A 13,479-nucleotide genomic window follows, 5' to 3' on the forward strand; every position below is an offset into this window, starting at 1 on the left:
AGTCTGACCGGCGGGCATGACGGGTCGCCGGAGAGTTGTTTATGGTCCGTTTAGACGACCAGCAGGGGGTCAACCGTGGGGGCAAGTCGCAGGACGACCGGGCCGTGGGCCGTCAAGGACCACAAGCGCCTGATCAAGGACACCGAGACCGGGGCGGAAGAGGGCGGCCTCAAGCGGGCGGTCGGCGCGCTCGACCTGACCGCGCTCGGCATCGGCGCCGTCATCGGCACCGGCATCTTCGTGATCATCGGCGAGGGCATCGGGCTGGCCGGACCGGCGGTGATCCTGTCATTCATCCTCGCCGCCGTCACGTGCGTGTTCTCCGCGCTCTGCTACGCCGAGCTGGCGTCCTCGATCCCCGTGTCGGGCTCGGCGTACACCTACGCGTACGCCACGCTCGGTGAGCTCGTCGCGTGGATCATCGGCTGGGACCTGATCCTCGAGTACGGCGTCTCGGTCGCTGCGGTCGCGGTCGGCTGGGGCGGCAACCTCAACGAGTTCCTCGAGAACACGTTCTCGTTCTCGCTGCCGGACTCGATCGCGACCTCGCCGTCCGACGGCGGCGTCTTCAACCTGCCGGCCGTCTTCATCGTCCTGGCCGTGATGTTCGTGCTCTCACGCGGTGTGCGGGAGACGGCCAAGGCGAACCTGATCATGGTCGGCATCAAGCTGCTGATCCTGGCGTTCTTCATCATCGTCGCCTTCTCCACGGCGTTCAGCAGCGACAACCTGACGCCGTTCGCGCCGCACGGCACCGACGGCGTGGTCAGCGCCGCGGCCGTGATCTTCTTCGCCTACATCGGCTTCGACGCGGTGTCGACCGGGGCCGAGGAGGCCAAGGAGCCCAAGCGGGACCTCCCGCTCGCGATCATCGGCTCGCTGATCATCTGCACGATCATCTACATCCTCGTCTCGGTCGCCGCGGTCGGCTCCCTCGACGCCAAGTCGCTGCAGGAGTCCGACGCCCCGCTGGCCGCCGTCCTGGACGACGGTGCCGGCATCTCGTGGGCCGCCTCGCTGCTCGCCTTCGGCGCGCTCGTCGCGATCACGTCCGTCATGCTCACGATCTTCTACGGCCAGACGCGCATCTTCTTCGCCATGGCGCGCGACGGCCTGATGCCCCGCGGGATCGCGAAGGTCAACCCGCGGACCGGCACGCCGGTCGCGCTCACGTACGGCATGGGCGTCGCCATCGCGATCCTCGCGGCCCTCGTGCCGCTGACGGAGATCGTCAAGCTCGTCAACATCGGCACGCTGTTCGCGTTCCTGCTGGTGAACGTCGGCGTCGTCGTCCTGCGCGCCACCAAGCCCGAGATGGAGCGGCCGTTCAAGGTGCCGCTGGCGTGGCCGGTGCCGATCTTCCCGCTCATCGGCGTCGGATTGATCATCTACCTGATGACGAAGCTGCCCGGGGAGACCTGGATCCGCTTCGTCGGCTGGATGGCGATCGGCCTGGCGATCTACTTCTTCTACGGCCGCTCCCACTCGTTGCTCCAGCGGCACGGCGAGCGTGAATCATGACCGTCGTCGTCGGCCATGACGGGTCGGACTCCGGCGACGACGCCGCCACGCTCGGCGCGCAGCTCTGCGCCGCCACGGACGAGGACCTGGTGGTCGTCTCCGTCTATCCGGAGGAGAACCCGATCGGCATGGGCCGCGTCGACGCCGAGTACGTGGCGTTCATGCGCGGGCAGGCCGAGGAGATGAACGCGTGCGCCCGGCGGTTCCTCGAGGGGCGTGGCGTGTCCGCCGCCTATCGCGTGGTGGGCTCCTCGTCGGCTGCGCACGGCCTCGACGACGTCGCGGAGGCGTCCGGCGCCTCGATGATCGTCGTCGGGTCCGCCCGCCACGGCGCGCGCCGGCGCATCTCCCCCGGCTCGACCGGCGAGCGGCTGCTCCACGGCGCGATCTGCCCCGTGGCGGTCGCGCCGCGCGGCCTGCGCGAGCGCGGCGCCGACGCCCCCATCCGCCGCATCGGCGTCGCCTACGTCGATGCCCCGGAGGCGCGCGTCGCGCTGGGTGTGGCGGCGGAGCTGGTCGAGCAGACCGGAGCGTCCTTGACGCTCTACACCGTCGTCGCGCCCCGGGCCGAGATCTTCGCGCCGGTCTCCGGGCGCGACGCCGAGGAGGCCTTCCTCGGCGCGGTCCGCGATGGCGCGCGAGCAGCGCTGGACGAGGCGGTGGCCTCGTTGCCCTTCGAGGCGGCGGACGAGCTGCTCGAGGGCGACGTGGTGGACGCGCTCGCGGCGTTGGACGACCGTGAGTGCGACCTCCTGGTGTGCGGCTCGCGGGGCTACGGCCCCGTGCGGCGGGTGCTGCTCGGCGGCGTGGCCTCGAAGCTCGTGCGGCGGGCCGCGTGTCCCGTCGTGGTGGTGCCGCGCAGCGGGTAGCTACTCGGCCGACACGAGCCACCACCACGCCGGCTGCCCACCCACGGACAGCTCGACCTCGGCGGTGTCGGGCGCCAGCGCGGCCACGGCGTCGGAGCCGAGCGGCGCACCGTGCCCTTCGATGACGGTGAGCAGCTCGGCTTCGCGGCCGAGCTCGCCGAGGACGACCTCGAGGGTCTCCTGCGGCTCGCCCCAGGCGACGAGCTCCTCGTCGATGAAGCCGACGGAGTCGCCGCGGCGGAAGCGGCCCTGCGTGTCGTCGCGGGCGGCCTCGGTGACGCCGCCGGTGCGGACGTGCGTCAGCGCCTCCTCCATCGCGGCCGCGTTGCGGCGCGAGTCGGCGTCGGCGTCGAGCGCCACGGCGGCGGCCAGGCCGGCGGCCATCGAGCGGGTCGGGACCACGCGGACGGCCTTCTCGGAGAGCTCGGCGGCGCGCTCGGCGGCCATCCGGACGTTCGGCGAGTTCGGAAGGACCACGACCTCCTCGGCCGGGACCTCGTGGATGCCGGCGAGCAGCTCGTACGTGGACGGGTTGAGCGTCGGCCCGCCGTCCAGGACGTGAGCGCCCATGCCCTCGAACAGCGCGCGCATGCCCTCGCCGTTGACGACGGCGAGGATGCCGCAGGCGGCGATCGCCTCGCCGACGCGCGCACTGCGCTGCTCGACCTGCTCGTGCATGTCCGCGACGTCCAGCCGGGAGACCTCGCCGGTGCCGGTGAACAGCGCGGTGGCCTGCTCGGGCTCGTCGGTGTGCACGTGGATCTTCAGCGTCGACGAGTCGCCGACGACCAGCACGGAGTCCCCCAGCGCCTCCAGGCGCGCGATCCACGGCCCGGGCTCCAGGTTGTCGCCGGTGACCGCGAAGTTCGTGCAGTAGCGGAACGTCGAGGAGTGGTGCTGGGGATGCGTGATCCGCGCGGGCGCGTGGTGCTCGAGCGGCGGCGGCTCGTTGCCGCGCAGCGCCGCGATCACGCCCGCGAAGATGACCGTCAGGCCGTAGCCGCCGGCGTCCACGACGCCGGACTCGCGCAGGATCGGCAGCAGCTCGGGGCCGCGCTTGACCGACGCCTGGCCGGCGTCCAGCGCGTGCTCGAGCACGTAGGCGAGCATCTCGTTCTGCGTCGCGTCGTCGACGCGGTGCTGCAGACGCGGCTCGGCCATGTGCGCGATCTCGCTCGCGGCGCGGGCGGCCATCTCACGCACGACCGTGAGGATCGTGCCCTCGGCAGGGTCACGCACCGAGCCGTACGCGCGGTCGGCCGCGCGGGCCATCGCGGCGGCGACCAGGACCGGGTCCACGAGCTCGCCGGGACGCGAGATCAGCTCCTCGGCGGCGCCGCGGATGAGCTGGCTCAGGATCACCCCGCTGTTTCCGCGCGCGCCGAGCAACGCCGCGCGAGCGACGGAGTCGACGATCTGATCACGGCCGATCTCGTCGATCTCCCCTTGGGTGGAGAGGTCGTCGAGCTCAGCGAGCACGGCACGGAGCGTCAACGCCATGTTGTCCCCCGTGTCGCCGTCGGCGACCGGGAAGACGTTCAGGTCATTGACCTCTTCGCGACGGGATTCGAGGTGCGCGAGGGCAGCCTCGATGACGAAGCGGAAGCGGAGGAGGCTTGCGTCGGCCACGACGTGCGCGGCCGTCCGCTAGGCCTTCGTGACCTTGCCCGCTTTGAGGCAGCGCGTGCAGACGTACACGCGCTTCGGCGCGCCGCTCTCGACGATCCGGACCTTCTGGACGTTGATATCGAAACGCCGCTTGGTCGCGACCATGGAGTGCGAGCGGGACTGGCCGAAAGCCGGGCGCTTGCCGCAGGAGTGACAGATACGAGCCATTGGAGCGCAAGAGTATAGGAGGGCGAGCGGCGGGTACCGTGTACGCGATGCCCCCGGTCTCACCGGATCGCATCTCCCTGCCGGACCGCTACCGCGTGATCCGGCACCTCGCCAATGGTGGCATGGCGAGTGTCTGGGAGGCGCACGACGAGCTTCTGGACCGCGCTGTCGCGGTCAAGCTGCTGGCTTCGCACCTCGGCGAGGACGACCGCGCGCGCCGTCGTTTCCAGCGCGAGGCGCGCGCCGCCGCTGGCCTCTCCTCGCACCCGAACGTCGTCACGATCTACGACGTCGGCGAGCACCAGCGGCGCGTGTTCATGGTCATGGAGATCATGCGCGGCGGCTCGATCGGCGACGCGCTGAAGTCCGGCCGCGAGCTGCCGCTCAAGCTCAAGCTGCGCTGGCTGCGCGAGGCGGGCGCCGCGCTCGACACCGCCCACGACATGGGCGTCGTCCACCGCGACATCAAGCCCGGCAACCTCCTGCTCGACGAGCACGACCGCCTCGGCGTCGCCGACTTCGGCATCGCCCGCGTCGCGTGGGAGGACCAGCTGACCGCGACCGGCCAGGTGCTGGGCACCGCCGCGTACCTCTCGCCCGAGCAGGCGCTCGGCGAGGCCGCGCAGCCCGCGTCGGACCGCTACGCGCTCGCGGTCGTCGCCTACGAGCTGCTGACCGGCTCGCGCCCGTTCGAGGCCGACCACTTCGCCGCCCAGGCCCGCGCGCACGTCGAGGACCCGGTCCCGCCCGCCTCCACTCGCGCACCCGAGCTGTCCAGGGCCGTTGACGCGGTGTTGGAACGCGGACTGGCCAAGACCCCCGAGGACCGCTGGGAGAGCGCCGCCGCATTCGTGGACGCGCTGGACCGCACGCTGACCGAGGACACGTCCCCGACACGGCCGACGCGCAAGCTGGGCCGGCGCGAGAAGCGCGCCGCCGCCGGCGGGCTCGCCGCGGGTGCGGCCGGCGCCGCGGCCGCGGGCGCCGCGGGTGCCGGTGCCGCACGTGAACCGGACACGGCCGAGTACGGCGCGCCGGCGGCGCGGGCCGGCGACGGCCGAGGCGGCGCGGACCGGCCCGGCAACGCCCGCGAGTCGTGGGCCGCCGACGGCCCCTCCGGGCGCGGCGGCCGTGAGTCGTGGGCGGCCGACGACAGCCGCGGCCGTGGCGCACCCTCGCGCACGCGCGGCGCCGATCCGGACCCCGAGCCGCGCCGCAGCGGCGGCGGCCCGTTGATCGCGGCGCTCGTCGCGCTCGTGCTCCTCGCCGGCGCGGGCGTGTTCGTCCTCGCCACCCGCGGCGACGACGAGCCCACCCAGCGCGCGCAGAGTACCCCCACGTCCGAGCCGACGCGCGAGTCGACCCCCGAGCCCACGCCCGAGAAGACCGAGACGGCGACCCCGGAGCCGACGGAGACCGCGACGCCCGAGCCGACGGACACGCCGACGCCGGAGCCGACGCCCGAGGACACGCCGGACGCGCCGCAGGGCGAGCCGGACCTCGACGCGGCCACGAAGGCGCAGCTCGAGGGCTACAACGCGCGCACCAACGGCGACTTCCAGACCGCGCTGGCCAAGGCCCAGGAGGCCCAACGGCTGTGCGCGGGCTCCAAGGAGCTCAGCCCGTGCGGCTACGCGCTCTTCGAGGAGGGCGCGGCGCTCGTCGGCCTCGGTCAGCCGGAAGCGGCGATCCCGATCTTCGAGCGCCGCCTGAACGAGTTCGGCGACAACGAGTCGGGCGAGGTCCGCAAGGCGCTGCGCGACGCGAAGAAGGCGGCGCGCGAGACGAGCGGCGGCCCGGCGACGGCGCCGGGGCCGGCCGCCGCCGCTGCGGCGGTGCGCGGCCCGGGCAAGACGCGCGGGCCGCACCGCAAGCCGCGCGAGCGCTAGGCCAGCTCGGTCTTCAGCTTCGCCAGGGTGATGACGGCCTCGGCCGCGTGGGCGCCCTGGTCGCGCTTGCCGCCGCCGGTGCGGGCGAGCGCCTGGTCCATGTTCTCGACCGTGAGGACGCCGAACGCGCACGGGACGCCGGTCTTGAGCGAGACCTCCATGATCCCGCGGGCGGTCTCGGCGCACACGTAGTCGTAGTGGTCGGTCTCCCCGCGGATGACCGCGCCGAGGCAGGCGACGCCCGCGTAACGGCCGGTCTCGGCCAGGTACTGGGCCGCCAGCGGCAGCTCGTAGGCGCCGGGCACCTCGTAGACGTCGGCCTCGCCCGCGAAGACCTCCTGGGCGCCGGCCACGAGCCGGGCCGCCAGGTCCTCGTAGAACTTCCCGACGACGATCGCGAACTTCATCCCCTGCGCTCCCGGTCATGTACGGCTTCGTCGTGAACCATCTGCTCGTCCAGCGCGAGCCCCTGGTGGTGCAGCGTGTGGCCCATCCGGTCGCGCTTGGCGCGCAGGTAGGCCTCGTTGTGCGGGTTGGGTGCGTGCTCGATCGGCACCTGCGCGCTGACCGACAGCCCGTAGCCCTCGAGCCCCCGGATCTTCTTGGGGTTGTTCGTCAGGATGCGGATCGACGACAGCCCCAGGTCGACGAGGATCTGGGCGCCGATGCCGTAGTCGCGCAGGTCGACCGGCAGGCCGAGCTCCAGGTTCGCGTCGACCGTGTCCAGCCCGCGGTCCTGCAGGTTGTAGGCCTTGAGCTTGTTGAGCAGGCCGATCCCGCGCCCCTCCTGGGCGAGGTAGAGCAGCACGCCCTTGCCCTCGCGCTCGATCATCGACAGCGCGCTCTCGAGCTGCTCGCCGCAGTCGCAGCGCAGCGAGTGGAAGACGTCGCCGGTCAGGCACTCGGAGTGCACGCGGACGAGCACATCCTCGACGCCGCTCACGTCGCCCTTCACCAAGGCCACGTGGTGCTTGTTGTCCACGAGCGAGCGGTAGCCCACGGCCGTGAACTCGCCGAACCCAGTCGGCAGGCGGGTCTCCACGACCCGCTCGACGAGCTGGTCGTGCTTGCGCCGGTAGGCGATCAGGTCGGCGACCGTGATCATCTTCAGGCCGTGCTTGGCGCAGTAGCGCTCGAGGTCGTCGATCCGGGCCATCGTCCCGTCGTCGTTCATGACCTCGCAGATCACGCCGCTCGGGTTCAGCCCGGCCAACCGCGCCAGGTCCACGGCCGCCTCGGTCTGCCCCGTGCGCTCGAGCACGCCGCCCGGCTTGGCCTTCAGCGGGAACACGTGGCCCGGCTGGACCAGGTCCCGCGGCGCCGAGCCCGGGTCGATCGCCACCTGGATCGTCCGCGCGCGGTCCGCGGCGCTGATGCCGGTGGTGATCCCGTCCCGCGCCTCGACGGACACGGTGAACGCCGTCTCGAACGGCGACTCGTTCTTGGCCGCCATCAGGTCCAGCCCGAGCTCGTCGCAGCGCTCCGGCGTGAGCGCGAGGCAGATCAGCCCGCGCCCCTCCTTGGCCATGAAGTTGATCGCTTCCGGCGTCGCGAACTGCGCCGCCATCGTCAGATCGCCCTCGTTCTCGCGGTCCTCGTCGTCGCAGACGACGACCATCCGGCCCGCGCGGATCTCTTCCAGCGCCTCTTCGACGGTCGCGAACGGGCGACTCATCGAGCCAGCTTCTCCACGTACTTGGCGAGCACGTCCACCTCCAGGTTCACGGGCCGGCCGGGTTCGGCCGCCCCCAGCGTCGTGCGCTCGAGCGTCTCCGGGATCAGAGACACGCTGAACGACGACTCGTCGACCGCAGAGACGGTCAACGAGACCCCGTCGACCGCGATCGAGCCTTTTTCGACGATGTAGCGCAGCAGGTCGGCGGGGGCGTCGAACGTGACGACGCGCGCGAACCCGTCGTCGACCGCTTCACGCACGGTCGCGACGCCGTCCACGTGCCCCTGCACGAAGTGACCGCCGAGGCGATCGGCGGCGCGCAGCGGCAGCTCGAGGTTCACGGTCGAGCCCTGCCCCACGGACCCGAGCGAGGTGCGCCGGAGCGACTCGTTCATCACGTCGGCGCTGAACGCGCCGTCGGCGATGCTGGTCGCGGTCAGGCAGACGCCGTTGACGGCGACCGAGTCGCCCAGCGAGATCTCGTCGGCGAGCGTCGTGCGCACGATCAGCCGCACGCCCTCGTCGCCGGTCTCGATCTCGGCGACGGAGCCGAGGTCCTGCACCAAACCCGTGAACACGCCTACCACTCCCGCATGCGGGCGGTGATCAGGACGTCGTCGGCGACCCGCGCGCAGTCCAGCGACAGCGCCCGCACGGCCGCCGCGATGCGCTCGGCGCCCTCGCCTTCCAACGGGTCTCGCGCGGACGACCCGCCCAGCACGACCGGAGCGAGGAACAGGCGGATCTCGTCCACCTCGCCCGAGTCGAAGAACGCGCCCGCGAGGTGCGGACCGCCTTCCAAGAGGATCGCCGTGATGCCGCTGGAGCCGAGCTGCGCGAGCGCGTTGCGCACGCGGTCGGGCTCGTTCGCGCCGGTGGCGGTGATGATCTCCGCGCCCGCGATCTCCAGCGCGTCGACCGCCGTGCGCGGCGCGGCGCGGGTGACGACCACGGTCAGCGGCACCTCCATCGCGCCCTTGACGAGCTGGGAGTCCAGCGGCAGGCGCGCCTCGGAGTCGAAGACGATCCGGCGCGGCTGGCGCGTGACGCCGTCGATCCGCGCGGTGAGCTGCGGGTCGTCGGCCAGCGCCGTGCCGATGCCGACCACGACCGCGTCCACCTCGGCCCGCCAGTGGTGCGAGAGCCGGCGCGAGTCCTCGCCCGAGATCCACTTCGAGTCACCGGTGCGGGTCGCGACCTTGCCGTCGAGCGTCATCGCCGACTTGAACAGGATCCACGGCCGGCCGGTCCGCGCGTGCTTGCGGAACGGCTGGTTGAGCCGCCGGGCCTTCGCCGCCAGCTCGCCGTCGGCGAAGACGACCTCGATGCCCTCGTCGCGCAGGATGCCCGGGCCACGGCCCGCGGCCTTCTCGGTCGGGTCGTCGGAGGCGATCACGACGCGCGCGATGCCGGCCTCGATGATCGCGTCGGTGCACGGCGGCGTGCGGCCGGTGTGCGCGCACGGCTCGAGCGAGACGTACATCGTCGCGCCCCGCGCGTCCTCGACGCCCGCCAGCGCGGCGCGTTCCGCGTGCGGCCCGCCGAGCGCCGCGTGGAAGCCCTCGCCGAGCACTTCGCCGTCGCGCACGACGACCGCGCCGACCAGCGGGTTGGGGCTCGTCGCGCCACGACCGCCCTCGGCCAGCTCGATGGCGCGGGCGAGGTGCAGGTGGTCGGTGGCCTCGAGGGTGCTCACAGTTCGCTCCTCAACGATATTGACTCGCGAATCAATCCCAGGAAAGACGGCCGTCACCCGTGATGGGGATGACGGGACCGAGGAAGTGCGGATCGGCGCCGGTGACGACGTCGCCGACCGTCTTCACGCGCGCCGCCGCCTCGCGCACACGCAGGCGGGGCATGACGCGCCCGTAGTCACGCTTGTCCGCGACGTACCCCGTCGCGTCCAACCCCGCCTTGCGCGCGTCGTAGAGCGCCCGGGCCATGTGGAAGCGCTGGGTGACGACCACCACCGACCGCGCGTCGAAGACGCGCCGCGCGCGCTGCGCGGAGTCCCAGGTGTCGAAGCCCGCGTGGTCGGTGAAGATGTCCTCGGCCGGGATGCCCTGCTTCAGGAGGATGTCCCGCATGGTGCCGACCTCGTCGTACCGCTTGCGGCCGTGGTCACCGGACAGCAACAGCTTGTCGACGCGCCCCGCCTTGTAGAGCTCGGCGGCGGCCGTGATCCGGTCCGACAGCATGCTCGACGGCGCGCCGTTGGGCATGACCTGCGCGCCGAGCACCAGCGCCGCCTGCGCGTGGGGCACCGCGCGCGGCGTGGTCTCCACCCCACGCCCGCCCAGCCCGACGATCAGGTTGGGCAGGCCCAGCACCAGGACGACCCCGGCCACGGCGATGGCGACAAGACGCCTCATCGGTTTGAAGCCTACGCGCACTTGCCACCGTGCAAGCGATAGATCGTGATCTCGGGCCCCGGGCGGTCGTAGGCGAGCGGGTAGTAGTTGAACGAGTAGTCGAACGAGAACGGCACCTTCCCGCGGTCCCCGTACGGGCTGACGTGGAACACCTCGGTCGCGATCTTGGGGTCACGCAACGCCTTGTAGTAGTCGAGCGCCCACGGCGCCTCCTCCGGGTCCGCGAACGCGCGGCCCGACTGGGTGGAGCCGCTCACCAGCCAGCAGAACTCGCCGTCCACGTACGACCGGATGATCTCGGGCCGCAGCGTCCGCTCGTAGTCCTCGAGCTTGACCACCGGGCACTCGCCGCCGCCCTCGCGCAGCTTGCCGTCGAAGAAGCACGAGCGCGACGTCGCGAACTTGTTCCAGCGGTTGCCGGAGCCCGTGCCGAACGGCGGCTCGCCGAACAGCGGCCGGCCGGCGTCCTGCGCCCACTGGTCGGGCGCGATCGGCTCCATCACGATCTTGGTGCCGATCTCGATGTGCTGCTGCATCCACTGGCGCGCGACCATCCGCGTGTCCTCGCGGGCGAGCACGACGTCGTTGTGGACGCTGAAGACCAGCGGCTGGAGCAGCGCGAGCGCGGCCAGCGCGGGGATCAGCACGCGCGGCTTGAAGCGCGTCGCGACGGTCACGATCGCGTAGGCCGCGAGCATCGCCAGGATCGGGTACATCGGCAGCATCCAGCGCGCGAAGAAGCGCGAGTTGTTGCCGAAGTACAGGAACAGCAGGATCGGCGCGGGCGCGAGCACGAGCGCGAGCCGGCGGTGCCGCGCGATCAACGCGCCCATCCCGCCCAGCGCGAGCAGCGTCGGCACCCAGCCGAAGCCCCACGTGAACGTCTTCAGGTAGTAGACGAAGCCGCTCGAGTTCGCGAGGCCGAGCTTGCCGCCGCCCTCCGAGCCGGCCGCGGTGCTCGTCTGCTTGCGCAGGTCCTCGACGAACTGGTGGCGGTCCAGCAGCGCGTACGGGTTCGCGATCAGGAACGCGAGCAGCATCGGCGCGAACGCGAACGCGAGCCCCTTCAGCCGGTTGTGGACGACCGGCGTCGCGAACGCCGCCGCGACGATCGTCACCACGACGATCCCCGCCTGGTACTTGGTCGCGATCGCCAGGCCGAGGCCGGCGCCGGCGAGCACGTACTCCCGCGTGCGACCGGTCCGGTAGATGCCGGCCACGCCGATCAGCGCCAGCGCGAGCGGCGCCATCGTCGGCGCGTCGTTGAGCGCGAAGTGGCTGTAGTGGACCGGCAGGAACGCAACCGCCAGCAAGGCGCCCGCGATCAAGCCGATCCGCTTGTCCTCGAACAGCCGCGCGGCGGCGATCGCGGTCAGCGGCACGGCGACCGCGCCCAGGAACGCGGACGCGGCGCGCGCGAGCGCGAAGGCGTCCGTCGGGTCGGCCGCGAACGCGCCGCCGACCTCCGCCGGGTCCGTCCCCCACTTGAGCGCGAACAGCACGTGCAGGACGTACGTGAACGCGGGCGGGTTGATGAAGTAGTCCGGGTTCCAGCCGTGCCCGAACATGCCGATCGCCCGCGGCACGAAGTGGGCGTTCTCGTCGGCGTTGTAGACGTACGGCAGCCCGGTCTTGTGGCCGACGAGCCGCAGGATCAGCGCAACGACGAAGAGGCCGGCCAGGGCGCCCGGCCAGGCGTACCTCCTAACAGCGGACATACGCGGCGTAGAAGCGCGACGTCTTCACGCGCTGGAAGCCGGGCGGAGGCACCTGGATGAGCGGGTTGTCGGCGCTGTCGGACCAGGCGTGCTTGAAGATCGCGAAGCGCGAGGTGACGACGATCGCCACGCCGCCCTCGTGGCTCGCGCGGGCGGCCGCGAGGTCCTCGGGCTCGGGCGGCTTGATCTTCTCGCCCTTGCGGTTGATCTTGCCCGCGTCGGCGTCGCGTTGCTGGCGCTCGATCCGGTCGATCCACTCGCGCGCGAGCACGCGACCGTCGCTCAGGCCGGCGATCCAACGAGCGTCCGGGACGATCTTGTGATTAGGGCCTGTTAGGGGCCCGCACGCGAACCCGGCCTTGACCTTCGGGTCGCTCAGGACGGTCGTCAGGTCGTCGTGCGCCTGGCCGCGGAAGCGCAGCTCGTTGTCGAAGCGGGCGAGGTTGAGCCGCGTCGCGGTGAAGGCGACGCCGAAGACGACGATCGCGATCGCGCCGACCATCCAGACGGTGCGCACCCAGCCGGGCAGCAGCATCGTCCAGCCGCCGATCGCCACCGCCGCGAGCACCATCAGCGCCAGGGCGGGCACCGCCAGGTAGCGCTCGATCACGGACGCACCGGCCACGCCGATGGCGATGAACGTGACCAGCCCGGACGCCAGGACGACCACCGGCATGACCATCCGCCGGGGCGAGATCACAACTCCTAACACCAGCCCGACGCCCGCGGCGACGAACACCGGCAGCTTCACGAGGTTCTGGAAGAACGTCGGGATCGCCGCCGGCAGCTCGCTCAGGGGCCGCTGACGCCCGAGGTCCTCGGCCGACGCGGATGTGTAGTGCAAGGAGAACAGCGGGTCGCCGGTGACCAGGTAGTCGACGGCGAACCAGACCAGCGGGCCGGACGCCGCGAGCGCCGTGTAGATCAGCCGGTCACGCCAGCTCGCCTTCCACACGACCCAGCACCAGTACATCGCCGCCAGGAACCACGCCTCCGGGCGCAACATGCCCGCCAGCGACAGCAGGATCAGCACCGAGATCCCTCGCCGCGGGCGCTGCCACTCGAGGATCGCCGCCCACACGACGAGCGCCATGTAGGGGATGTCGAGATAGCCGCGGGCGGCGAGGAACGGGTAGTCGAAGCGGGTCAGCAGCAGCAGGGCCGCGACCGCGCCGACGAGCGGCGTGGCGGCGATCTTGCCCAGCCGGTAGATGCCCGCGACGAGCACCAGGAACGAGCCCAGGATCACCGCGACCCAGAGCCGGTCGGCCCAGCCGCCGAAGAACTGCAGGACGAAGCCGGCGGCGATCGTCAGCGGGTGCTCGGTCGGGTAGCGGAAGCCGTCGAAGACGAGCCCGTCGCCGTGCCAGAGGTCCCGCCCCCAGAGCAACGAGTAGTACGAGTCGTAGACCGGGTAGGTCGGGAACACGAAGAACCCGACGAGGGTCGCGACGCACAGCAGTGCGAAAGCGATCTTGGCGACGCGGTCGCCACGTTCCCAGACACTGGTCTCGGGCCGTGCGGAATCGGTGCCCGGCTCCTGCCGGGTGAGCGTGGTGCCCTCCATGCGAGCCACTCAGTCTGACGCGCGCGGTACCG

General features: G+C 71.8%; 12 protein-coding genes. 3 read left to right on the top strand and 9 right to left on the bottom strand.

Features of this window, described 5'->3' with window-relative positions:
• Positions 1-75 precede the first annotated feature (75 nt).
• On the top strand, positions 76-1,521 hold the full coding sequence (locus tag C8N24_RS29535) for an amino acid permease (RefSeq protein WP_121257026.1): 1,446 nt from the start codon (positions 76-78) through the stop codon (positions 1,519-1,521).
• Positions 1,518-2,390, top strand: coding sequence for a universal stress protein (locus C8N24_RS29540; RefSeq protein ID WP_121257028.1), 873 nt, complete (start codon positions 1,518-1,520; stop codon positions 2,388-2,390). The genes C8N24_RS29535 and C8N24_RS29540 overlap by 4 nt, the downstream gene beginning before the upstream one ends.
• Here C8N24_RS29540 and C8N24_RS29545 read toward each other — a convergent pair whose 3' ends face one another.
• Both C8N24_RS29545 and rpmB read right to left on the bottom strand, forming a co-directional pair.
• The gene (locus C8N24_RS29545) at positions 2,391-4,019 is read right to left on the bottom strand and encodes a DAK2 domain-containing protein (RefSeq protein ID WP_121257030.1); all 1,629 of its coding nucleotides are present in this window, start codon (positions 4,017-4,019) and stop codon (positions 2,391-2,393) included.
• Positions 4,020-4,037: 18 nt separating this feature from the next.
• The gene (gene rpmB, locus C8N24_RS29550) at positions 4,038-4,226 is read right to left on the bottom strand and encodes a 50S ribosomal protein L28 (protein WP_121257032.1); all 189 of its coding nucleotides are present in this window, start codon (positions 4,224-4,226) and stop codon (positions 4,038-4,040) included.
• A 47-nt stretch (positions 4,227-4,273) separates the two neighbouring features.
• Here rpmB and C8N24_RS29555 point away from each other — a divergent pair, with 47 nt between their 5' ends.
• The gene (locus tag C8N24_RS29555) at positions 4,274-6,115 is read left to right on the top strand and encodes a serine/threonine-protein kinase (protein WP_147448042.1); all 1,842 of its coding nucleotides are present in this window, start codon (positions 4,274-4,276) and stop codon (positions 6,113-6,115) included.
• Here C8N24_RS29555 and ribH read toward each other — a convergent pair.
• The 7 genes from ribH to C8N24_RS29590 are packed head-to-tail and all read right to left on the bottom strand — an operon-like array spanning position 6,112 to position 13,447.
• A complete protein-coding gene (gene ribH, locus C8N24_RS29560) occupies positions 6,112-6,522 on the bottom strand; it encodes a 6,7-dimethyl-8-ribityllumazine synthase (RefSeq protein WP_121257036.1) in 411 nt (136 codons plus the stop codon). The genes C8N24_RS29555 and ribH overlap by 4 nt on opposite strands.
• Positions 6,519-7,790 carry a bifunctional 3,4-dihydroxy-2-butanone-4-phosphate synthase/GTP cyclohydrolase II gene (locus tag C8N24_RS29565; protein WP_121257038.1) on the bottom strand — a complete coding sequence of 424 codons (1,272 nt, stop codon included), beginning with the start codon at positions 7,788-7,790 and terminating at the stop codon, positions 6,519-6,521. The genes ribH and C8N24_RS29565 overlap by 4 nt, the downstream gene beginning before the upstream one ends.
• On the bottom strand, positions 7,787-8,368 hold the full coding sequence (locus tag C8N24_RS29570) for a riboflavin synthase (protein WP_121257040.1): 582 nt from the start codon (positions 8,366-8,368) through the stop codon (positions 7,787-7,789). Before C8N24_RS29570 ends, C8N24_RS29565 begins: the two co-directional genes overlap by 4 nt.
• 2 nt (positions 8,369-8,370) lie before the next feature.
• Complete coding sequence (gene ribD / locus C8N24_RS29575) at positions 8,371-9,486, bottom strand: bifunctional diaminohydroxyphosphoribosylaminopyrimidine deaminase/5-amino-6-(5-phosphoribosylamino)uracil reductase RibD (RefSeq protein ID WP_121257042.1); 1,116 nt, start codon at positions 9,484-9,486, stop codon at positions 8,371-8,373.
• A 31-nt stretch (positions 9,487-9,517) separates the two neighbouring features.
• Positions 9,518-10,162: a SanA/YdcF family protein gene (locus tag C8N24_RS29580; protein WP_121257045.1), complete on the bottom strand. Its 645-nt coding sequence runs from the start codon at positions 10,160-10,162 to the stop codon at positions 9,518-9,520.
• Between the two features lie 11 nt (positions 10,163-10,173).
• The gene (locus C8N24_RS29585; protein ID WP_121257047.1) at positions 10,174-11,880 is read right to left on the bottom strand and encodes an ArnT family glycosyltransferase; all 1,707 of its coding nucleotides are present in this window, start codon (positions 11,878-11,880) and stop codon (positions 10,174-10,176) included.
• On the bottom strand, positions 11,867-13,447 hold the full coding sequence (locus C8N24_RS29590; RefSeq protein WP_121257050.1) for a hypothetical protein: 1,581 nt from the start codon (positions 13,445-13,447) through the stop codon (positions 11,867-11,869). The genes C8N24_RS29585 and C8N24_RS29590 overlap by 14 nt, the downstream gene beginning before the upstream one ends.
• Between the last annotated feature and the right edge of the window lie 32 nt (positions 13,448-13,479).

The organism is Solirubrobacter pauli, assembly GCF_003633755.1.
Taxonomy (GTDB): domain Bacteria; phylum Actinomycetota; class Thermoleophilia; order Solirubrobacterales; family Solirubrobacteraceae; genus Solirubrobacter; species Solirubrobacter pauli.